Here is a 20,979-nt window from a genome sequence, read left to right on the forward strand (position 1 = left end):
ACGCAGTTCAGGAAACCGCGGGACCGCCTGGCGGGGCGGGCGGGATGACTCGGCTCAGTGCTTGAGCGCAGGCTTGGCGCGGGTGGCGCAGAACACCCGGGCGCCGGGCAGCCGGTTCAGGAGCGCCTTGGCTTCGGCCTCGCTGGCGACGACTGTCTCGCCGCTCGTATGGACCACGCGGAACCGCGCAGAACCGCCCTCGCCCGGCATTGTCTCCTTGCCTGCCGCGCTGTCCGATTTCTTCGGCACTGCGTCAGTCGTTTCCACACCGATCACTTGATCAACTCCAGCCACGATCGATGCGACCGAAGATAGGGCCAAACGGATCGCCCGCAAGGCGGAGTCGCACAAAAGTGTACCTATGTGCCATTTTTGTGGGCCTACTGCGGAAGATCAAGTCGCCACAGAACCCGTTTCCAGCGAGAAGGAATGGATTTCATGGTAAAGAAGAATATTACTGTGGCGGCGCGATCGATCTTTTCGGCATGATTTGAAATATTTCTCAGAATTCATGTTGCTTAGCCCAAGTCCCCTGCCGTCGTTCGCCGGCTGCCGCCAAGAAGCGACCGGCCGCGCCAAATAGCCGCTCAATGATCGCGGCCGCGGCGAGACCCGGCCGGCCCCGATGGCCTTGCCCAGGTCCCGGGTGCTACCGTTCGGCCCGTCGCCCCCGCCTGCCCGCAGACGGCGCCGGGGAAAGCAAGAATCGTATCCGATCGGCCGACAAGGGAGCAGGCAGATGGAGCAGACGCTGCAGGGACGGATCGCCGTCATCACCGGCGGGACCCAGGGGCTGGGCGAGGCCACCGCCCGGCTGTTCGCCGCCCGCGGCGCCGCGGGCCTGGTCCTGTCCGGCCGCAACCGGGAGCGGGGCGAGGCGGTCGCCCGCGACCTGAGCGCCGGCGGCTGCCGGACCGTGTTCGCCCAAGGCGAGCTTGGCGACCTGGACGCGGTGCGCCGGGTCATCGCCACCGCCGACCAGGAATTCGGCCGGCTGCACGCCCTGGTGAACGCCGCCGCGATCACCGACCGGGGCAGCATCCTGGACACCTCGCCGGAACTGTTCGACCGGATGTTCGCGGTGAACGTGCGGGCCCCCTTCTTCCTGATGCAGGACGCGGCGAAGATCATGCGCCGCGAGAAGATCGCCGGCACGATCGTCTCGATCCAGTCGATGTCCGGCCATGGCGGCCAGTCCTTCCTGTCCGCCTATTCCACCAGCAAGGGCGCGCTCGCGATCCTCACCCGCAACGTCGCCCACGCCCTGCTGCCCGACCGGATCCGGGTCAACGGCCTCAACATCGGCTGGATGAACACACCGGGCGAGCACGACATCCAGAAGAAGTACCACGATGCGCCGGACGACTGGCTGGAGAAGGCGGTGCAGGCGCGTCCGTTCGGCCGGCTGATCGACCCGAACGAGGTGGCGCGGATGGTGGCGTTTCTGAGCTCGGACGAGAGCGGCCTGATGACCGGGTCCAACGTCGATTTCGACCAGATGGTCCTGGGCTGCACCGACGACCCGCATCTGCCCACCACGCCGATCCCCGACCAGCGCTTCTGACCCGGCGCCGGCACGCCGGTGCATGTCGCTTCCGGTTCGGGCTTGCGCGCGGCCACCAGCGGCGTATCCAGGAAGATGCCCGTCCCAACCGACCGGAAACCGTCGATGCGCCTTGTTTTCTTCGCCGCCGTCGCGGCCCTCTTGCTGGGAGCAACCGCCGCCCGGGCCGACACGCTGATCGAGACCTTCGACGGCGGTCCGGCCCTGGACGGCATCCTGACGCCCGGCACCGACGGTCCCTGGACCCTGAGCATCGCCGGCGGGAACGCCGTGCTGGAGAACGGCAGCGAGCCGGGCGCCATCAAGTTCTACCGGATCGATTCGCTGCGCGGCGGCGCTTCCCTGGACGGCGCGGCGGTGGCGGTCGATGTCGGGGGCGACTTCCCGGGCGAGACCTCCGGGGCCGGCCTGCTCTACCGCTTCGACGCCGACAGCCGCAGCTATCTCGCCTTCGTCCTGGGTGCCGACCGCTGGACCCTCTACCAGCGCGGCAACGAAGGTGTGCGCGCCCGCGTCGCCGGCAAGCTGCCGGCGGGCGGGACCGGGCCGCGCCGCCTGCGGATCCAGCCGACCGACGACAAGCTGGTCCTGGAGATCGACGGCCAGCAGCTCGCCAGCATCCAGCTCTCCGGCATGGACGGCCATGGCGTCGGTCTGGTCGCGATCGGCACCGGCCGGTTCGACTTCGACAACTTCGCCGTGGTGCCCGCAGGCTCCTGACCGGCCAGATCCCGATCCATCCGTTCCGGCACTAGGTCGATTTACCTATTATCCGGATTTCCTGCTATGCTCCGGGCACCCCGCCATCCCGGAGCCTGCCCATGGCGCCCGCTGCGCGAACCTACACCGTCGTCGGCGCCGGACCTTTTCTCGCCCCCGACGTCCCGGGACATCAGCGACCAAACGAACCCGGGCGCGCCTCCGCCCCCGCCGGACGATCCGCGCGGATGAACCCGGCAAGGGCGACCGCAGCCGTCGACCCGGAGCGCGCGCCTTCACCAAACGAACCCGGGAAGGTTCCGTCTTGCCGCCGCGGCGCCCGACCGGGACGCGCCCACCGCGCCCATCCGGCTCAAGACGAAAATGTCCAAACGAACCCGAGCGCCAGGGTGCCGGGCTTCCCCTGGGTGACGGCAAGTGGTCCAGCCCGCTGCCCAGCGGCATGGTTTTGTGGATCTACCAAACGAACCCGGGCATGCCTCCAGCCCCGCCGGCCGATTTGCACGAACGAACCCGGCAACGCCGGCCGCAACCGGCCATCGGCAGCCCCAACGCCCGTTCCTGCAAGGCGTTGCCGGCCGTGCCAGCCATGACCAAACGAACCCGAGCACCAGGATGCGGGGCATCCCCGGGATGGCGCCTCGCCTCCCCGTCCGCTGCCCGGCGGCCTAGTTTCGGCATGCACCAAACGAACCCGGGAAGGCGGCGGGCAGCTGCGGCGACGGCCTCAGCCGGCCTGCTTCGCTTCCTCGGGGAACAGGGCGCTCAGCCCCTCCTCGCTGGCGGCGCTGACGCCGCGCTCGGTGATCAGCCCGGTCACGTAGCGCGCCGGGGTGACGTCGAACGCCCAGTTGCCGCCGGGGCTGCCGGGATTGGTGATCTGGACGGTGTGCAGCCGGCCCTGCGCGTCCCGGCCGGTGACATGGGTGAGCTCGGCGGCACCGCGTTCCTCGATCGGGATCTCCTTCACCCCGTCGGCGATCCGCCAGTCGATCGTGGTGGACGGCAGCGCCACGTAGAACGGCACCTCGTTGGCGTGCGCCGCCAGCGCCTTCAGGTAGGTGCCAATCTTGTTGGCGACGTCGCCCCGGCGGGTGGTCCGGTCGGTGCCGACGATGCACAGATCGACCTTGCCGTGCTGCATCAGGTGGCCGCCGACATTGTCGGCGATGATGGTGTGCGGCACTTCCTCGTGCAGCAGCTCGTAGGCGGTCAGCGAGGCGCCCTGGTTGCGCGGGCGGGTCTCGTCCACCCAGACATGCACGTCGATCCCCTGCTCGCGGGCGGCATAGATCGGCGCCGTCGCGGTGCCGCGGTCGATGGTGGCGAGCCAGCCGGCATTGCAGTGGGTCAGCACGTCGACCCGGCCGCTGCCATTGCGGCGCGCCGCCTCCTCGATCAGCGTCAGGCCGTGCCGGCCGATGGCGCTGCAGATCTCGACATCCTCGTCGCAGATCGCGGCGGCCTCGGCATAGGCGCGGTCCGCCCGGCCGGACGGCGCCTCGGCGAGCAGGACCCGGCGCATCCGCTCCAGCCCCCAGCGCAGGTTCACCGCGGTCGGCCGGGTTCGCATCAGCCGGGCATAGGCGGCCTCGACCCCCTCGTCCGAAGCGTCCGCCAGCATCGCCAGCGCCATGCCGTAGGCGGCGGTGCCGCCGATCAGCGGCGCGCCGCGCACCAGCATGCTCTCGATCGCCTTCGCCGCCGCCTCGACCTCGTTCAGCGTCACCGTCGAGAAATCGTGCGGCAGCACGGTCTGGTCGATCACCTGGACCTCCCGGCCGTCCTTGCCGACCCAGATCGTCCGATAGGGATGCCCGTTGATGCGCATGTCGTTGTCGCCACTTCCCGGCCGCGATGGTGACGCGGGTTTACGAGCCCGATCGTTGCCATTGCAAGACCGAGCTCGATCAGGTTATAGGACTTACGACCTAACTTCGTTCCTATTCCAGCACCGCCCCATCGAGGAGATCCTTATGCCGGCCAGCATCCGCCGTGGCGACCATGGACCCGACGTCCGGCAGATGCAGGACCGCCTGGCTCTGCGCGGCTTTCCGCCCGGACCCTCCGACGGGATCTTCGGCAGGTCGACCGAGGCTGCCCTGGTCGCCTTCCAGCGCGCCCAGGGCCTGCTGCCCGACGGAATCTACGGGCCGCGGACCCGGCTGCGCCTGGATCCGGCCGTCGCGCTGCGCCGGTTCGAGCCGGCAGCGCGGGTGACCGCCGCCATGGTGGCGAGGATGTTCCCGGCCACCCCGGCGGGCAACATCGCCCGCTTCCTGCCGCTGGTCCTGGATGCGCTGGAGGCCAGCGGCATCGCCGACAAGCCCATGGTCCTGGCAGCGCTCGCCACCATCCGCGCCGAGAGCGAAAGCTTCCTGCCGGTCGAGGAGCAGGTGTCGCGCTACAACACCTCGCCCTCCGGCCATCCCTTCGACCTCTATGACCAGCGGGTCGATCTGGGCAACCGGGGCCGGCCGGACGGTGCGCGCTATTGCGGCCGCGGCTTCGTGCAGCTCACCGGCCGCGCCAATTATGCCAGCCTCGGCCAGGCGCTGGGGCTGGACCTGGTCCGGGATCCCGCCCGCGCCCTGGAGCCGGAGATCGCCGCGCGGATCCTTGCCGGGTTCCTGAAGCCGCACGAGCGCGCCATCAAGGAATCGCTCCTGGACGGCGACCTGTTGCGCATCCGCCGCCTGGTCAATGGCGGCAGCCACGGCTTTGGCCGGTTCGCCGACGCCTTTCTGCGCGGCTATCGCCTCCTCGACGATCCGGTCTGGCCGGCGGGCGAGCTGGACGCGCTGATCCGCGCCCGCCCCGGCCTGCGCAGCGCCTGACCGGCTTGGAACCCGGGCGGAAGCGTCTGGTTGAGGACACCAGTGAACCCTCAACCCGGGAATTTTTCCATGACCGACATCGACAAAGCCCGCATCCTGATCATGGCCACCGACGGCTTCGAGCAGTCCGAGCTGCTGGTGCCGCGCGACAAGCTCCGCGAGGCCGGGGCGACCGTGGAGGTCGCCAGCCCGGATGGCGGCGAGATCCGCGGCTGGGACGAGACCGACTGGGGCGACAAGGTCCCGGCCGACCTGAAGATCGCCAACGCGCGGCTCGAGGACTACGACGCCCTGGTGCTGCCGGGCGGCCAGATCAACCCCGACAAGCTGCGGACCGAGCCGGACGCCGTGAAGCTGGTCCGCCGGTTCCTGGATTCCGGCAAGGTGGTCGCCGCGATCTGCCACGGCCCCTGGCTGCTGGTCGAGGCCGACGGCCTGCGCGGCCGCGACGTCACCTCGTTCCCCTCGATCCGCACCGACGTCGTCAATGCCGGCGGCAACTGGGTCGACAAGGAGGTGGTGGTCGACCAGGGCATCATCACCAGCCGCTCGCCCAAGGACCTGGACGCCTTTGTCGGCAAGATCGTCGAGGAAGTGCGGGAGGGCCGCCACCAGCGCGCCGCCGCCTGACGGGTCAGGCCCAGCGGATCATCACCACCCCGCCGACCAGCATCGCCACCCCGATCAGCCGCGGCAGGTCGACCGGATGGTGGGGCACCCCCAGCAGGCCGAAATGGTCGATCACGATCGAGGCGATCAGCTGGCCGGCGATGAATATGGCGACCGTCGTGGCTGCCCCCAGCCGCGGCGTCGCCATCAGCGCCGCCAGGACGTAGAGCCCGCCGATCAGTCCGCCGATCCACATCCACCAGGGACCGGCGGCCAGCGCCTTCAGGTTGGGGGCCGGCAGGCGCGCCAGCACCACGATCGCCGCCATCAGGCAGGTGCTGACGAACACCGAGATCAGTGCGCCGTAGATCGGATGGCCGGCGCGGGAGGCGACCTGGGCGTTGAGCAAAGGCTGCATCGAGATCCCGGCACCCATCACCGCGATCCACAGCCCCAGCAATATCTGGATCAAGTCGCACTCTCCATGGGGGCCTCTCGCCTAGGATGCCCGCAGCCGCTAGAGTGCGCCAGCCGCGCCCTTAGCTCAGCGGATAGAGCAACCGCCTTCTAAGCGGTAGGTCGCAGGTTCGATCCCTGCAGGGCGCGCCATCTGGTGTTTGCCGGATCAACAGCCCACCAGAGCCCGGAACGGCAAGGCCGGGCCGGCAGTTCTTGATCCGTCGCCGCACCCGCTCGCCAAGCAACCCTTGGCACCGTCCGGCGGTCTTCGACCGGCGAGGCCGGCAGCCAGGAGGAACCATGACCAGCAACAGGCTCTCGCGCCGCCACCTGATGCTCGGCACCTGCGCCCTGTCCGTTACCGCGGCGCTTCCCGCAGCGGCCCAAAGCCTGCCGCCCATCCACGTGGTCAAGGACCCCGGCTGCGCCTGCTGCACCGCCTGGATTGGCTACCTGCGCGCACAAGGCTTCGAGGCCACCGTGGAGGAGGTGGACGCCGAGCCGCTCGCCCGCCGCAAGCGCGAAAGCGGGATCCCCCACGAGATGACCTCCTGCCATACCGGCTATGCCGACGGCTATGTTCTGGAAGGCCATGTGCCGGCGGCCGACATCCGGCGCCTCCTGGGCGAGCGCCCCGACGCGATCGGCCTCGCGGTCCCCGGCATGCCCTACGGCTCGCCCGGCATGGGGCCGGAAGACCAGCGCGAGGCCTACGAGGTCCGTCTCATCCGCCGGGACGGATCCACCGAACTGTTCTCGACCTACCCGGCCGCCTGAACGATGGGCCGGTCTCCAACGATCGAAGGCTGGGGACGATGCGTGCCGGCCGCCCGCATCCGCCAGCATCCCCGGAAGCGACCGGGCGTTTCCGGCGTGGCGCCCTGTCCCCCGGACTTCAGCATGGATGATGTTTGGGAAGCCTTCGATGCCCTCCCAATCTGTATGCACAGGAGCAAGAACATCCAACCCTCCCGCGCCGGCGCATGAGCCTGGCAACCGCGTCTCCCCTCCTCCTGGGATTTCTCGGCAGCCTCGCCGCGGGCTCGCTGACGGCCGTCGGTGCCCTGCCGGTGCTGTTCGGCCACATGCTCGGCCGGGGCTTCCGCGACATGTCGCTGGGCTTTGCTGCCGGCGTGATGCTGGCGGCGTCGTTCTTCTCGCTGATCATTCCGGCACTCGACGCCGCGGAAGCGCGCTATGGCGGAAGCGCGATCCCGGCCGCCATTGCGTGCGTCGCCATCCTGCTGGGCATGGGTGCCGTGGCGCTGATGAACGAGAAGCTGCCGCACGAGCATTTCGAAACCGGGCGCGAAGGACCGGCGGCGGCCTCGCTGCGTCGCGTCTGGCTGTTCATCTTCGCCATCACCATCCACAACATTCCCGAAGGCCTGGCGGTCGGCGTCGGATTCGGCGCGAATGGCTTGAGTGGCGGCATGCCGCTTGCCCTGGGAATCGGCCTGCAGAACGCGCCCGAAGGCCTGGCGGTCGCGGTCTCGCTGCTCGGGCTGGGCTACCGGCGGCGGACCGCCTGGGTCATCGCCGCCCTGACCGGCGCGGTCGAGCCGCTGGGCGGTCTGGCGGGGGCCGGGGTGATCACCATCTCGCAGCCGCTCCTGCCTTGGACGCTCGCCTTCGCGGCCGGCGCGATGCTCTACGTCATCAGCCACGAGATCATTCCCGAGACCCATCGCTGCGGCCATCAGAAGAGGGCCACGCTCGGCCTGGCGATCGGCCTGGTCCTCATGCTGTTCCTGGACGTCTCGCTGGGTTGAGGCCAGGCATGCACCGCCCGTGGATTTGACAGCTTCACGACCCTCGACATATTCGTGAAGCGAATCGACGGAAGACTCCCCATGACCCTCGCCCGCTTCGCCACCCGCCTGAACTCGTTCGGTTCGGCGCCGCATCTGTTCTGGCCGGATCTCGCGGGCAAGCCGACCATGATGCAGATGGTGGAGCGTGCCGCGACGGTGCAGGGGCTGACCGACCTGGACCTGAACTATCCCGACCATGTCGCGGGCGAGCCGCAGGCCGTCGGGCGCCGCATCGGCGATCTCGGCCTGTCGATCAACGGCCTCGCCATGCGCTATTACACCAACCCGGCCTTCAAGCGCGGCGCCTTCACGAACCCGGACGGATCCGTGAGGCGGGAAGCAATCGAGCTGACCAAGCGCGGCATCGACGCGGCCCGCGCCATGGGCGCCGACCTGATGACGATCTGGCTGGGCCAGGACGGCTTCGACTACAACTTCCAGCTCGACTATGCCGAAGCCTGGGATCTGGAGGTCGCCGGGATCCGGGAGGTCGCCCTGCACGATCCGCAATGCCGGATCAGCATCGAGTACAAGCCGGACGAGCCGCGCGCGCACAGCCTCCTGCCCGACGCGGCCACGACCCTGCTGGCCATCGCCGAGGCCGGCGCCCCCAACCTCGGGGTGACGATCGACTTCGCCCACGCCCTCTATGCGGGCGAGCAGCCGGCCTATGCCGCCCACCTCGTCCATCGCCGCAGCCGTCTGTTCGGCGTCCACCTGAACGATGGGTATGGCAAGCGCGACGACGGGCTGATGGTCGGCTCGGTGCATCTGCGCTCCACGCTGGAGCTGCTGCGCCAGATCCGGCGCGACGGCTATGACGGCGCCCTCTATTTCGACACCTTCCCCGACGCCTCGGGGCTCGACCCCGTCGCGGAGTGCGAGGCGAACATCCAGACCGTGCGCCGCCTCCTGGCGGTCGCCAACCGGCTGGAGAGCGACAACCGGCTGGGCCAGGCGCAGCTGCACCAGGACGGCGTGGCCAGCCAGGCCATCGTCAACGAGGCGCTGATGGGTGCTGCCTGAACCGGGAAGCCGCCCATGAGCCTGCCCCGGCGCGATCCCAGGACGATCGGCCCGCGGATCCGCATGATGATGCCGCACCTCACGCCGTTGGAGGCGCGGGTGGTCGAGATGATCCTCGGACGCCGCGACTTCGGAGAGGCTACCCCGCTGAGGAGCGTGGCGGACGATGCCGGCGTGTCGGAGGCGATGATCGTGAAGATCGCCAAGAAGCTCGGCTTCTCCGGCTTCAAGGAGTTCCGCGCCGGGATCGTCGACTATAACCGCCTGCCGACCGCCGAGCTTCACCAGGAGCTCTCCCCGGACGACACCACGGCCCAGATCTCGAACAAGGTGTTCCGCACCTCGATCCATGCGCTGGAGGAAACCCTGTCGATCCAGGATCCAGCCGCCCTGGACCGCGCGGCCGACCTGATCGTCGCGGCCCGGCAGCGGGACTTCTACGGCATCGGCGGCTCGGCGCAGATCGCCCGCGACGTCGTTCACAAGTTCCTGCGGATCGGGATACGGGCCAGCGTGTTCGACGACGCGCACATGATGCTGATGTCGGCCGCCTTGCTGGATCAAGGCGACGTCGCCATCGCCTTCTCGCACTCGGGCGCCACCAGCGCGGTGATCGAGCCGCTGGAGCTGGCGCGCCGGCGCGGCGCCCGCACCATCGCGCTGACCAACTACGCGACCTCGCCGCTGGCGGCCTGCGCCGATGTCGTCCTCTGCTCGACCGCGCAGGGCTCGCCTCTGCTCGGCGAGAACGCCGCCGCGCGCATCGCCCAGCTCATCATCTTCGACGCGGTGTTCGTCGCGGTGGCGCAGCGCGACCTCGAGGCCGCGGAACGCAACCTCGCCGCCACCATGAACGCCGTCACCATGAAGCGCCGCAGCCCATGAGCACTGCCCCGAAGCCCGTCGTCGTCGTGGTCGGCAGCCTGCACTACGACATCATGGTCGATGCGCCGGATCGCCCGCGCAAGGGCGAGACGGTGACCGGCTATGCCTGGCGCCCCAAGTTCGGCGGCAAGGGCGGCAACCAGGCTGTCGCGGCCGCCCGCGCAGGGGCGGAGGTCCGCATGGCCGGTGCCGTTGGAGAGGACGGGTTCGGAGAGTTTCTCCTGGACGCGCTCCAGGCCGGCGGCGTCGACGCATCCCATATCCAGCTTATGGCCGGGACCGGCTCCGGGATGAGCGTCGCGATTTCCGACGATGGCGGCGACTATGGAGCGGTGATCGTGTCCGGCGCCAATCTTCGGCTCGATCCGGCGCGTCTGGCCGATCCGAATCTCTGGCAGGACGCGCGGGCGCTCGTGCTCCAGAACGAGATCCCCTCGGACCTCAACCTGGCCGCCGCCCGCGCCGCGAGATCGGCGGGAGCGATGGTCTGCCTGAACGCCGCGCCCTTCCGCCCCCTCGCCAATGACCTCGCGGAACTGGTCGACCTGCTGGTCGTCAACGCGATCGAGGCGGAACAGCTCTCGGGCGTCGCGGTCGCCAGCCTCGCCGACGCCGCCAGGGCCGCCGAGATGCTGGCCGCACGCTTCCCTGCGGTGGTCGTCACCGCCGGCGCCGAGGGCGTCGCCGGATCGAGACGGGGAGAGCCGCCGGCAGCCTTGCCGGCGGCGCCGGTGACGCTGGTGAGCACCCATGGCGCGGGGGACGCCTTCGTCGGCGCGCTGGTCGCTTCCCTGGCGGCCGGCCGCTCCTTTGGCGACAGCCTGGAGACCGCCAACCAAACCGCCGCCGCCCATGTCTCCCGCAGGCCCGCCGAAAGCTGAAGGGCCCCGGTCCCCTCCTTTCCCGACGTCAGCGCCGCCGGCGACATGCCGGCCGGGAGCCGACCGGCAACCTCCAGTGCAGACGGCCTAGGCCAGGTAGCGCTGGAACCAGGCAATCGTGCGGTCCCAGGCGAGCTTGGCCGCCGCCTCGTCGTACCGGGGGGTGGAGTCGTTGTGGAAGCCGTGGTTGACGCCTGGATAGATGTAGGCCTCGTAGGTCTTGCCATGCTCCTCGAGGGCCGCCTCGTAGGCAGGCCAGCCCTCGTTGATGCGGGTGTCCAGCTCCGCATAGTGGAGCAGCAGGGGCGCCTCGATGCGCGGCACGTCCTCGGATGGCGGCTGCCGCCCGTAGAACGGCACGGCCGCCCCGAGTTCCGGAAAGGCAACCGCTGCGGCATTGGCGACGCCGCCGCCATAGCAGAAGCCGGTGATGCCGACCTTGTCGGTGGTGGCATCGTGCTGCATCAGGAACTCGACCGCGGCGAAGAAGTCGTTCATCAGCTTCTGTGGGTCGACCTGGCTCTGGAGTTCCCGGCCCTTCTCGTCGTTGCCCGGATAGCCGCCGACCGAGGTGAGGCCATCGGGCGCCAGCGCCACGAAGCCGGCCTTGGCGACGCGCCGGGCCACGTCCTCGATATAGGGGTTGAGCCCGCGATTCTCGTGGACGACGACCACGCCGGGAACCGGGCCGGTGGCGCCAGCCGGACGGACCAGATAGGCGCGCACCTCGCCGTGCCCCTCCGGCGAGGGATAAGTGATGTATTCGGGAGTGATGTCCGGATCGGTGAACTCCACCTGCTGCGCAAGCGCGTAGTCTGGGCTCATCGAGGCCAGAATCGCGGCTGCGGTCATGCCGCCCACCGCGAACGTGCCGGCGCGATCGAGGAACTCGCGCTTGGTGATCCTTCCATGCGCATAATAGTCGTAGAGTTCGAGCAGTTCCTGCGGAAAATCCTTGGCACTGAGACGGGCCATCAGCTCACCTTCCATCGGTTCGGGCAGCACCGATACATGCCCTGGAGCAATCGACGCAGGTCTATCCATACTGCTGGGCATCGACCTGGTGCGGTCGTAGCACGTCATGCACCCGACCATGTGACAGTGGTACCGGGCGAAACCACATCGATCCAATCTTCATCAACGCCCGCTTGATCGCAAGGGCCGGATCAGCGTCCGTCCGCCTGTGGCCTGCTCACCCGCGAGCCGGCAAGACACCTTCCTTCGGCAGCATCGCCAGCTGGCGGCGGACAGGCCGACGCCAGCTGGGCCATGACAAGACGGGTTCAGGCTGTCGCCAGGCTTTAGCTTCCCGAACTCATCCGGCTAACCTCGCTCCGCCACTCATGCTCCTCGCGGAAGCCCAGGACCTCGCGGATCTTCCGGTTGGACAAAGGCGCCTCGCGCTCGCCCATGGGCCGGGTGATCGGCGTGTCCGGGCACCACTTGGCCAGGAACTCAGGAGTCGGCAGGTCGGCGGTGATGGTGTCGTTCACCGCGTTGAACACCTGGAAGCCCAGCCCGTCCTTCTCCAGGCAGCGGTGGACGATCTGGGCAAGATCACGAGCGTCGATATAGCTCCAGGCATTGCGCTTGCGCGAGGCCGGGTCGGCGACGAAGCCCGGGAAGCGGTCATACTCGTGCGGCTCGATGACGTTGCCGATGCGCAGCGCGTAGATGTCGGCCTTGAAGCGCTGGGCGAAGGCGCGCGCGGTCTGCTCGTTCACGACCTTGGACAGGCCGTAGCTGTCCATCGGGTCGACGTCATAGTCCTCCTCGAGCGGGAACTGCTTGAAGTCCTTCTCCCCTTCCGCAAAGCACACGCCATAGGTCGTCTCGCTGGATGCGACCACCACCTTGCGGATGCCGAGCTTCATCGCCGCTTCGATGACGTTGTAGGTCCCCATGACGTTGACCCGGTAGGTCTCGTTGTCCGGGTTGATCAGCACCCGCGGCACCGCGGCGAAATGCACCACCGCATCCACCGGCGCTGCCGGACTTCCATCCTCGAAGCCCTCGAAGCTGAAATGGGTGGTCATCGCGTTGAAGACCTGGCCTTCCTCGGTGATGTCGCCGACCAGGGTCGGGACCTGCGGGTGGTCGAACGGCTTCAGGTCGAAGTTCAGCACACGGTAGCCGCGCTCGACCAGCCACGGGATCATGTGGCGGCCGGTCTTGCCGGTCCCGCCGGTGAAGAGGATGCGCTTGGTCATCTGGATCGATTTCCCTGATTGGTCTCGCTGCCGGCGTCCGGAACGGGCGCCCGCCGATGCGGCCAGCACCGCCGCTCGGCGGCAGTACCGGGAGCGACAGTGAGCAGGCGTCGAGATTGGTTGCGTCGGTGAGGTTGGCAACCGTTGGCGTGATCCCGCGGCGCTTCCGCGTTGATTGCGGAACGGCCTGCCGATCGGGCCACATTCACCATGGCCATGCGTTGTACGGGCAGCCTGCGGCCATCAGGCTTCAAGTGATCAGGCGATCGACCCGGCAGCCTGACCAACGGCCTTGCCGATAGGTGGTCTCGCAGGTTCTGATCCGTGCAAGGCGCTCGCTACCCCCTTGCCGGCGCCGGGTGTTCGCCCGACAAGCTCGACGAGGACGCGGGATGGTTCGCAAGCTTGTGGCCCGCTGGAAAGACTGGAACGGCCGCTCGGTGGAGCATCTGGTCGTCTCGATCGGGCCGGACGGCATCGACGCCGAAGGCGTCTATGTCGCCGCCGACGCCGACGGATTCGCCGCTCGCTACCGGATCAGCTGCGACGGATGCTGGCGCACCAGGCGGCTGGAGGTCGAGACAGTGGGCGGAGCCGGCCGGCGCGTGCTGCTCGCCGATGGCGTCGGCCACTGGCAGGACGCAGGCGGCCACCCGCTCCCGGAACTGGACGGCGCCATCGACCCGGACCTGTCGATCACGCCGTTCACCAACACCCTGCCCATCCGCCGGATCGGCGACACCGCCGGTGCCGACATCCTGACCGCCTGGGTCTCGTTTCCCGATCTTGCCGTTCATCGCGACCCGCAGCGCTACACCTGCCTGCAGCCTGGCCGGCGCTGGCGCTACGAGTCGCGGGATTCCGACTTCAGCCGCGACCTGGAGATTGACGCGGACGGTCTGGTGATCACCTACCCAGGCCTGTTCCGCCGGATCCTGTGACGAAGGCCGGGCCGCACCGCAGCCAGCCCGCGGTTCCCGCCGATGTCTCCGTCAGGCGAGCTTTGCCTTGAGGAAGGCCGCGATCTCCTCGATCTGCCGGTCCGCATCCGGCAGCATCCGGCTGAACATCACGCAGGCATGGGTGACGCCCTCCCACAGGCTGTAGGTGACGTCGACGCCCCCCGCCTGCAGCTTGGGGACGATCTGCACCGTGTCGTCCTTCAACGGATCGAGTTCGGCCGCCGAGAGATAGAGCGGCGGCAGGTGCGTCAGGTCCTGGGCATGCAGCGGGGCGGCGTAGGGGTCGCGGCGTCGGGCGCGATCCGGCACATAGGCATCCCAGAACCAGTCCATCGTCGCGGTCGACAGGAGATAGTCCCCTCCTCCCCATTCCCGGTGCGACTGGGTGGTGTGGTCGTCGGCATAGACACCATAGATCAGCGCGCCTGCGCGCAGCTTCACGCCCCCCTCGTCGCGCAGCCGGAGCAGGGTCGCCAGGGCGAGGTTGGCCCCGGCACTGTCGCCCGCCACCGCAAGCCGGTCCGGGTCGGCCCCGAACCTCCAGGCATCGGCATGGATCGCTCGGACCGCGGCCACGCAATCGTCGAGGGGAGCCGGGAACGGATGCTCCGGCGCCATCGCGTAGTCGACGCTGATCACCCGCAGGCCGCTGGCATTGGCTAGCCGGCGGCAGACGCCGTCATGCGTGTCGAGCGAGCAGATGACCCAGCCGCCGCCATGCAGATAAATGATCGCCGGGCCGTTGTCGCCGGCGCCCTCGGGCACGTAGAGCCGGACAGGGACACGACGCGGGCTCGTGTCCAGGAGGAAGTCCTCTACCCGCGCGACCTCGGGGTTGCCCTCGTTCCAGTAGGCGTTGCGCTCCACCGAAAGGCGGCGCGCTTCCGCATGCGGATAGTTCTCCCAGGGCGGCAGCCCCTCCTCGGCGACCTGCTTCAGGATCGCCGCCATCTCCGTTGTTGGCTGCGCTGCCATTCCCGCCTCCCCCTTTGCACTGAACCGGCGGGAAGCTGGCACGGCCCGCCGGCATCGGCAATCGGGTCGCGCCGGCCTCAGTCGACCATCCGGAAATAGAACCGCCCGAACGGGGCGCCGAAGAACAGGCCTGGCCGGCGATGCCGGTGGTAGCCGTGGTGGTGGCCGCGGTCGTGCCACCGATGGTAGCCGTGATGGCCCCGGCCGTGCCGCCGGTCACGGTGCCACCAGTGTCCCCGCTCCCGCCCGCGGCCCCTGAAGGTCGGATAGTCATGGTGCCGCCAGTGGCGCTCATGGAACCGGGGGCGACTTTCCCAATGCCGGCGGTGCTCCCGCTCGACATGAGGGTTCCCCCGTCCCCGGTCGTGATGACGTTCCCGTCCGTCCGCTGCCGCTGGGATCGCGACCAGGATGGCCAGGACCATCAGGCCGATCCGCATGATGGCGTTCATCTGTACCCCCTCGATCCGGCTGGGCGAGCCGGTAGCCTGAAGAGAGGTTCTAGCATTCCCGAACTGACCGGGTTCTGAACGGCGTTGTCAGGCTGCATTCAGCTATGTCCCGGCATAAGGTGGCTGCATGCTCCAGGGGACCATCCGGCCATTGCTCAGCCTTGCCGTCACGCTGGCCGCCGCCGTGACGCCGCTGCCGGTCCAGGCAAGCGATCTGCTCCAGGGCTTTGCCGCCACCCCAAGGGCGGCCGACCGGGCGCTCGACGGGCATGGCAGCGACAACCCTTTCGACCGTGAGGATGTCGGCAGCGCCAGGCGCGCCGGCGACATCCTGCCGATGTGGGAGGTGATCCGGCGCCTGGGACCGGACCTGCAGGGCCAGGTGGTCGGCACCGACATCGTCCAGCGGAGCGGGCGCTGGCTCTACCAGTTCCAGCTGCTGCGCGGCGATGGCACCCTGGTGCGGGTCTGGGCGGATGCGCAGAGCGGGGCGGTGGTCGGCCGGGACGGCAGGGAGCAGCAGCGGTGAAGGTCCTGGTCATCGAGGACGAGGAGGCGATCGCCGGACGGATCCTGCCGGCCCTGGCCCGGGCCGGCTTCGTGCCGGAGCGCGCCATGGACGGCGAGGACGCGCTGTTCCGCGCCACCGAGGAGGAGTTCGCCGCGATCGTGCTCGATCTGGGCCTGCCGGTGCTGGACGGGCTGTCGCTGCTGCGCCGCCTGCGGGCCGCCGGCCGGGCGACGCCGGTGCTGATCGTGAGCGCCCGGGCGAGCTGGACCGAGCGGGTCGAAGGCATCGACGCCGGCGCCGACGATTACTTGGGCAAGCCGTTCCGGGTCGAGGAACTGGTGGCCCGGGTCCGCGCCCTGGTCCGCCGCGCCCATGGCCATTTCCAGCCGATCCTGAGCGTCCGCGGCATCGAGCTGGATACCCGCGCCCGCACGGCTGCGGTGGATGGCGCTCCGGTGGCGCTCACCGCCTCGGAATGGCGGCTGCTCCATCTGCTGATGCAGAATGCCGGGCGGGTGCTGAGCCGGCAGGAACTGGCCGGCCAGCTCTACGCCGAGCATGAGGAGCGGGAATCCAACACGCTGGAGGTGCTGGTCGGCCGGCTGCGCCGCAAGATCGGCGAGGACAGGATCCGTACCCGGCGGGGCCTGGGCTACCTGATCGAGGCGGAAGGACCGGCCGGATGATGCGCCGCTCGCTCAGGCTGCGCCTGATCGCGGGATCGGCCTTGTGGATCGTGCTGGCGCTGCTGGTCGCCGGGCTCGCGCTGCAGTGGCTCTTCCGTGATCTGGCGGAGCGGCGGCTGGAGGACGAGTTGGTCCGCCACCTGGACCAGCTCACCGGACGGGTGTCGTCGACGCAGGATGGCCGGCTCGTGCTGAGCAGCCCGCTCAGCGACCCGCGCTTCGACACTCCGTTCTCGGGCCTGTACTTCGTGCTGGTCGACCGGGAAGGCCGGGTGACCCGCTCGCGTTCGCTCTGGGACAGCGAGATCAGCCTGCCGGACGAGCCGGCGCCCGAAGCCGGGGTCGCCAGCTATGCCCTCACCGCCGATGGAGCCGGACCGGTCCGGGTGGTGGAACGCACGGTCCGCTTCTTCGACGTGGAGGGCAATGCTCGCCTGGCAATCGCCGGCAGCATCGGCCCGATCGTCGAGGATGTCGCCACCTTCACCCGCTTCCTGGTCACCAGCCTCGCGATCCTGGCCTTCTTGCTGATCGCAGCCGCCTGGCTGACCACCAGCATCGGGCTGCTGCCGCTCGACCGGCTCGGCCGCGCGGTCGCCCGCATCCGCAAGCGCCAGGCGGAGCGGCTCGCGACGGACGTGCCCGCCGAGGTGGCGCCCCTGGTCGAGGAGCTCAACGGCCTGCTCGCCGACAACCGCGCCATGGTCGAGCGCGCCCAGAAGGACGCGGCCGATCTGGCGCACGGCCTGAAGACGCCCCTGACCATTCTGGGACACGAGGCGGAGGCCCTGAGCCAGGCCGACCAGCCGGACCTCGGCCTGCGGCTGCAGGCCCAGGTCCAGCGCATGCAGCGGCGGATCGACCAGCGCCTGGCTGCCGCCCGCGCCCATGCCAGGGCGCGCACCGGCCAGGAGGTGGCGGTGGCGCCGGTGGTGGCCGGGCTGGTCCAGGTCCTGCGGCCCCTGGCGGAGCGCCGCAGCCTGACCCTGCACCAGGACGTGCCGGCGGAGCTGGTGTTCGGCGGCGCGCGCGAGGACCTGGAGGAGATCCTGGGCAACCTCCTGGAGAACGCGGTGAAATGGGCCGCCAGCTCGATTGCGGTGACAGGTGCGATACGGGCGGGGCGGCTGCTGCTCACGGTTGCCGACGACGGGCCGGGCCTGAGCGACGAGGACACCGCCCGGGCCCTGGTGCGTGGCGCCCGGCTGGACGAGATCACCCCCGGCGACGGATTGGGCCTGTCGATCGTCGGTGAGCTGGCCGCGGTCTATGGGGGCCGGATCGAGCTTGGCCGGGCCGCGGGCGGCGGCCTCGCCGCGACCGTGCTGCTGCCCGGAAGAACCGCCTGACCAGGATGCAGGAGTGCCGCCAGGCATACCCAGCCCGGCTGACAGATGTCCGGAACGCTTGACAGGCGCGCGCGCGGCTCCTACCTCGACGCCCGTGTGGCGGCGTAGCTCAGTGGTAGAGCAAAGGACTCATAAGCCTTGGGTCGGGGGTTCAAATCCCTCCGCCGCTACCATCCTCCCCCGCTGATCCCGGACATGCGCCTTGAAGAACGATCGCACCGGGTTCCTGGCGGGACTCTCGGCCTATACGCTCTGGGGCCTCTATCCCTTCTACTTCAAGGCCCTGGGCCATGTGGCGACCCCTGAGGTTCTGGCGCACCGCATCGTCTGGTCGCTGCTGACCCTGGCGCTGTTCCTGCCCTTGGGCGATGCCTGGAGCGACGTCGTCCGGGTGTTCCGCACCCCGAGGCTGCTCGGCGGGATGGTCGTCTCGGCCATGATCATCTCGAGCAACTGGCTGGTCTACGTGCTGGCCGTGCAGAGCGGGCACGTGCTGGAGGCGAGCCTCGGCTACTTCCTGTCACCCCTCACCTTCGTTCTCCTTGCTCTTCTGGTCCTGCGCGAGCGGCTGCGGCCCTTGCAGTGGCTGGCGGTCGCGATCGCCGCCTGCGGCGTGCTCTGGATGATCCTGCACGCGGGCGTGGTGCCGAAGATCGCCCTGTTCCTGGGGATCACCTTCTCGATCTACGGCATGGTGCGCAAGCGGCTCCCGGTGGGCCCCCTGGCCGGCCTGTTCCTGGAATGCCTGTTCGCGACGCCGCTGGCGCTGGCGCTGCTGGGCTGGATCCACAGCGACACCGGCATCGCTTTCGGCCATGTCGACCGCGCCACCGACATCCTCCTGATTCTGGCCGGCTTCTTCACGATCGGGCCGCTCTGGCTGTTCAACGTGGCGGCCAAGCGCCTGCCGCTTACCACCCTCGGCATGCTGCAGTACATCGCCCCCACCATGCTGTTCTTCGTGGGCGCCCTGGCCTTCCAGGAGCCGGTCGATCTCGGCCGCCTCCTCGGCTTCATGGCAATCTGGGTGGCGCTGGCGATCTACAGCGTCGACACGTTCAAGGCCAGCCGCGCCACCTGACCGGTCAGGTAGCCCTTGGCGGGATGTTGAATCCGCGCCGCGGGTCCGCCTGTCTTCCTCCTGTTCGCGCATTGAGCCCTGTCCTTGATCTAGAGCATCTCAGTTTTAGTCAGCTGCATAGCCAGCATTCCGAAGATAGTTGGCCCACTCGGTTGGGCTGAAGTCGTCGAGCAACTGCCCGATGGTGCTCCAGAGGGTCTCGCGGTTTCGGGCAGCGGCCTGACGCAGGAGCGTCTTGAGCTTGGCGACGGCCTGCTCGATCGGATTGAGGTCGGGCGAGCAGGGTGGCAGGTAGAGGAGGCTGGCGCCGGCCGCGGCAACCGCTTCTCGAATGCCTGCCACCTTGTGCGCGGCCAGGTTGTCCATGAAGCGCCAGCAGGCGCGTCATCCGATCCCTGCAAGGGACGCGTGCAGGAGCACGCGGAGGCACCACCACGTCTCCTGGGAACAGCGTCGGCACCAGGAACTGCTGGACATAGGCATGGAAGGCCCTGCCGGTCATCGGCCCGTCCAGGACGAGCGGAGCGACGATGCCGCTGGAGCGCAGCCCGGCAAGCGAGGTGGTGACGTGTCAATGACCGTGTGGAGCGGCATCGATCAGGCGCCGGCCCTTCGGCCACCAGCCGTAATGACTGACCATGTTGGTGCTGACAGTGGTCTCATCCAAGAACACGAAGCTGGCAGGATCCATCAGGGTTGCCAGCCACGCTAGCGTTGGCAGCGCCTGGCCACGTCCGGCCGATCCTGTTCCGTCGCCCTCAACGTCCTTTTTTATGCGGCGGCCCGAGCCGGCGCAGGGTCGACCAGATGGTCGTCAAAGAGCCGGCCTCGATGCCGCGACCGGCCAACTCGGCTTGGATCTTTGCCCGAGCGATGCCTTTGTGGCCGGCCACCAAGGCACCCAACAACTCCTCGTGCCCAGCCAGCAGAGGCTTGCGGTAGCCGCCAATCTTGGCCGGCTGGGTGCTTCCAGTCGCCCGCACTCGCCGCATCAGCCGGTGCACCGCCGTCGAACTCACCGCAAAACGAGCCGCTGCCTGACGAGCCAAACTACCGGCTTCAATCACCTGCACCAGCCGCCGACGCAGATCCTGGGACAAAGGTGCCGCCATCGCTGCCGCCTTCACTCAGACCGAGGAAGCTCCAGCGAAACCCGCAATCGTACAAACCTAAAATGCTCTAGCCGGTGCGGTGCCCCCGGCTGCTGGAGCCCGACGATGCTCCTACTCCACAGCACCAGGGGTCACGATCCTAATGGCGAAACGGGCGAAGGCCATCCTGCGCAACGGAACGTCGGCAGCTTCGCCCGCCATTCCCGCCTGCCCCGGTTCCACGTGCAGCCGGAACATCGAGGTGGCGCATCGATCGGCCTGAGAATGCCGCGGTGCAGCCTGTGCCGACTGGATCCTGGCCCGGCAGGAAATGCAAAGACGGTCGGAATTGATTGTATAGGACCAGCCGGACGCAAGCAGGCGATGGCAAGGCGTATCCTATTCCTCAGGCCGGATCGCCATTCAGCGAAGCCAGATCATGGCCGTGGCAAGGTGGACCGGCTGGAGAGCAGCGAACGACCACAGGGTCGGGTTGCGGCCCGGCTCGAGCCTTCAGCCCTTAAAGCCGCGCAGCTGGCGGTCGGCCAAGGCAGGGCTTTTTGCTGACAGCCCGTTCCGCCGGTCGGCTCACGCCCGCATCCTGGGCACCCCAAGATCGGCCGCGTCAGGCTCAGCACGAGCGAGTCCCCCACGAGCATGCTGGGCCAGCGCCTGTCCCACCTTGGGACGCCGGACCAGGTTCTCCACCGCGCAACGCTCCGTCGACGTCGGTTCAAGGGCAATCGCCCTTGGTCCGCGAGCCATGGCAGCCTCCTCCGCCGGGGACGTCGCCATTGCCCGGCCAGTCCAAACCGTAAGCCAATCTCCAACCCAGGCCGCTTGCGGCACGTTGCCTTCTCCCGGCTG

At 68.9% G+C, this 20,979-nt stretch carries 21 protein-coding genes, 2 tRNA genes and 1 pseudogene; 16 read left to right on the forward strand and 8 right to left on the reverse strand.

Annotation, left to right across the window (positions count from 1 at the left end):
* Positions 1-54: 54 nt before the first annotated feature.
* Positions 55-249 (reverse strand): hypothetical protein, encoded by a 195-nt coding sequence (locus GEMRO_RS0102190; RefSeq protein ID WP_027132707.1) that lies wholly within the window; start codon positions 247-249, stop codon positions 55-57.
* A 490-nt stretch (positions 250-739) separates the two neighbouring features.
* On the opposite strand from GEMRO_RS0102190, the gene GEMRO_RS27030 reads away from it, so the two are divergent.
* Both GEMRO_RS27030 and GEMRO_RS0102200 read left to right on the forward strand, forming a co-directional pair.
* A complete protein-coding gene (locus GEMRO_RS27030) occupies positions 740-1,564 on the forward strand; it encodes an SDR family oxidoreductase (protein ID WP_035484614.1) in 825 nt (274 codons plus the stop codon).
* A gap of 105 nt (positions 1,565-1,669) precedes the next feature.
* Positions 1,670-2,284, forward strand: a complete 615-nt coding sequence (locus GEMRO_RS0102200; RefSeq protein ID WP_027132708.1) for a hypothetical protein — start codon at positions 1,670-1,672, stop codon at positions 2,282-2,284.
* 727 nt (positions 2,285-3,011) lie between these two features.
* On the opposite strand, the gene mtnA is transcribed toward GEMRO_RS0102200, so the two are convergent.
* A complete protein-coding gene (gene mtnA, locus GEMRO_RS0102205) occupies positions 3,012-4,115 on the reverse strand; it encodes an S-methyl-5-thioribose-1-phosphate isomerase (RefSeq protein ID WP_027132709.1) in 1,104 nt (367 codons plus the stop codon).
* Positions 4,116-4,260: 145 nt separating this feature from the next.
* Between mtnA and GEMRO_RS27035 the strand changes: the two genes are divergently transcribed.
* Both GEMRO_RS27035 and GEMRO_RS0102215 read left to right on the forward strand, forming a co-directional pair.
* Complete coding sequence (locus GEMRO_RS27035; protein WP_084506432.1) at positions 4,261-5,121, forward strand: peptidoglycan-binding protein; 861 nt, start codon at positions 4,261-4,263, stop codon at positions 5,119-5,121.
* Between the two features lie 69 nt (positions 5,122-5,190).
* The gene (locus GEMRO_RS0102215) at positions 5,191-5,751 is read left to right on the forward strand and encodes a type 1 glutamine amidotransferase domain-containing protein (protein WP_027132710.1); all 561 of its coding nucleotides are present in this window, start codon (positions 5,191-5,193) and stop codon (positions 5,749-5,751) included.
* Positions 5,752-5,755: 4 nt separating this feature from the next.
* Here the strand turns inward: GEMRO_RS0102215 and GEMRO_RS0102220 are convergent, their stop codons facing one another.
* The gene (locus GEMRO_RS0102220) at positions 5,756-6,202 is read right to left on the reverse strand and encodes a DMT family transporter (protein WP_157505423.1); all 447 of its coding nucleotides are present in this window, start codon (positions 6,200-6,202) and stop codon (positions 5,756-5,758) included.
* A gap of 61 nt (positions 6,203-6,263) precedes the next feature.
* Here GEMRO_RS0102220 and GEMRO_RS0102225 point away from each other — a divergent pair.
* The 6 genes from GEMRO_RS0102225 (at position 6,264) to GEMRO_RS0102250 (ending at position 10,795) form a co-directional block, all read left to right on the forward strand.
* Positions 6,264-6,339: transfer RNA gene (locus GEMRO_RS0102225), tRNA-Arg, on the forward strand.
* Positions 6,340-6,489: 150 nt separating this feature from the next.
* Positions 6,490-6,966 (forward strand): DUF411 domain-containing protein, encoded by a 477-nt coding sequence (locus GEMRO_RS0102230; RefSeq protein WP_084506434.1) that lies wholly within the window; start codon positions 6,490-6,492, stop codon positions 6,964-6,966.
* Between the two features lie 206 nt (positions 6,967-7,172).
* Entirely contained in the window at positions 7,173-7,961 is a 789-nt protein-coding gene (locus GEMRO_RS0102235; RefSeq protein ID WP_035484617.1) for a ZIP family metal transporter, read from the forward strand.
* An 81-nt stretch (positions 7,962-8,042) separates the two neighbouring features.
* Positions 8,043-9,029 (forward strand): sugar phosphate isomerase/epimerase family protein, encoded by a 987-nt coding sequence (locus tag GEMRO_RS0102240; RefSeq protein WP_027132714.1) that lies wholly within the window; start codon positions 8,043-8,045, stop codon positions 9,027-9,029.
* A 15-nt stretch (positions 9,030-9,044) separates the two neighbouring features.
* Complete coding sequence (locus GEMRO_RS0102245) at positions 9,045-9,914, forward strand: MurR/RpiR family transcriptional regulator (RefSeq protein WP_027132715.1); 870 nt, start codon at positions 9,045-9,047, stop codon at positions 9,912-9,914.
* Positions 9,911-10,795, forward strand: coding sequence for a PfkB family carbohydrate kinase (locus GEMRO_RS0102250; RefSeq protein ID WP_027132716.1), 885 nt, complete (start codon positions 9,911-9,913; stop codon positions 10,793-10,795). The genes GEMRO_RS0102245 and GEMRO_RS0102250 overlap by 4 nt, the downstream gene beginning before the upstream one ends.
* A gap of 87 nt (positions 10,796-10,882) precedes the next feature.
* On the opposite strand, the gene yghX is transcribed toward GEMRO_RS0102250, so the two are convergent.
* Positions 10,883-11,770: a YghX family hydrolase gene (gene yghX / locus GEMRO_RS0102255; protein WP_027132717.1), complete on the reverse strand. Its 888-nt coding sequence runs from the start codon at positions 11,768-11,770 to the stop codon at positions 10,883-10,885.
* Positions 11,771-12,096: 326 nt separating this feature from the next.
* On the reverse strand, positions 12,097-13,005 hold the full coding sequence (locus GEMRO_RS0102260) for an NAD-dependent epimerase/dehydratase family protein (protein ID WP_027132718.1): 909 nt from the start codon (positions 13,003-13,005) through the stop codon (positions 12,097-12,099).
* A 392-nt stretch (positions 13,006-13,397) separates the two neighbouring features.
* Here GEMRO_RS0102260 and GEMRO_RS0102265 point away from each other — a divergent pair, with 392 nt between their 5' ends.
* Positions 13,398-13,946, forward strand: a complete 549-nt coding sequence (locus GEMRO_RS0102265) for a putative glycolipid-binding domain-containing protein (protein WP_027132719.1) — start codon at positions 13,398-13,400, stop codon at positions 13,944-13,946.
* Between the two features lie 51 nt (positions 13,947-13,997).
* On the opposite strand, the gene GEMRO_RS27040 is transcribed toward GEMRO_RS0102265, so the two are convergent.
* Both GEMRO_RS27040 and GEMRO_RS0102275 read right to left on the reverse strand, forming a co-directional pair.
* Complete coding sequence (locus tag GEMRO_RS27040; protein ID WP_084506436.1) at positions 13,998-14,942, reverse strand: alpha/beta hydrolase; 945 nt, start codon at positions 14,940-14,942, stop codon at positions 13,998-14,000.
* Positions 14,943-15,019: 77 nt separating this feature from the next.
* Entirely contained in the window at positions 15,020-15,394 is a 375-nt protein-coding gene (locus GEMRO_RS0102275; RefSeq protein ID WP_027132720.1) for a hypothetical protein, read from the reverse strand.
* Positions 15,395-15,521: 127 nt separating this feature from the next.
* Between GEMRO_RS0102275 and GEMRO_RS0102280 the strand changes: the two genes are divergently transcribed.
* The 5 genes from GEMRO_RS0102280 to rarD all read left to right on the forward strand — a co-directional run bounded on the left by GEMRO_RS0102280 (position 15,522) and on the right by rarD (position 19,021).
* Positions 15,522-15,923, forward strand: a complete 402-nt coding sequence (locus GEMRO_RS0102280) for a PepSY domain-containing protein (RefSeq protein ID WP_157505424.1) — start codon at positions 15,522-15,524, stop codon at positions 15,921-15,923.
* Positions 15,920-16,591, forward strand: coding sequence for a response regulator transcription factor (locus GEMRO_RS0102285; RefSeq protein WP_027132722.1), 672 nt, complete (start codon positions 15,920-15,922; stop codon positions 16,589-16,591). Before GEMRO_RS0102280 ends, GEMRO_RS0102285 begins: the two co-directional genes overlap by 4 nt.
* On the forward strand, positions 16,588-17,940 hold the full coding sequence (locus GEMRO_RS35605) for a sensor histidine kinase (protein WP_027132723.1): 1,353 nt from the start codon (positions 16,588-16,590) through the stop codon (positions 17,938-17,940). The genes GEMRO_RS0102285 and GEMRO_RS35605 overlap by 4 nt, the downstream gene beginning before the upstream one ends.
* 98 nt (positions 17,941-18,038) lie before the next feature.
* Positions 18,039-18,113 (forward strand) — tRNA-Met (locus GEMRO_RS0102295).
* A gap of 29 nt (positions 18,114-18,142) precedes the next feature.
* Positions 18,143-19,021, forward strand: a complete 879-nt coding sequence (gene rarD, locus GEMRO_RS0102300) for an EamA family transporter RarD (protein WP_027132724.1) — start codon at positions 18,143-18,145, stop codon at positions 19,019-19,021.
* Positions 19,022-19,126: 105 nt separating this feature from the next.
* On the opposite strand, the pseudogene GEMRO_RS33225 reads toward rarD, so the two are convergent.
* A pseudogene (locus GEMRO_RS33225) lies at positions 19,127-20,133 on the reverse strand (transposase).
* Positions 20,134-20,979: the final 846 nt, after the last annotated feature.

The organism is Geminicoccus roseus DSM 18922 (assembly GCF_000427665.1).
In the GTDB taxonomy this organism is placed as follows: domain Bacteria; phylum Pseudomonadota; class Alphaproteobacteria; order Geminicoccales; family Geminicoccaceae; genus Geminicoccus; species Geminicoccus roseus.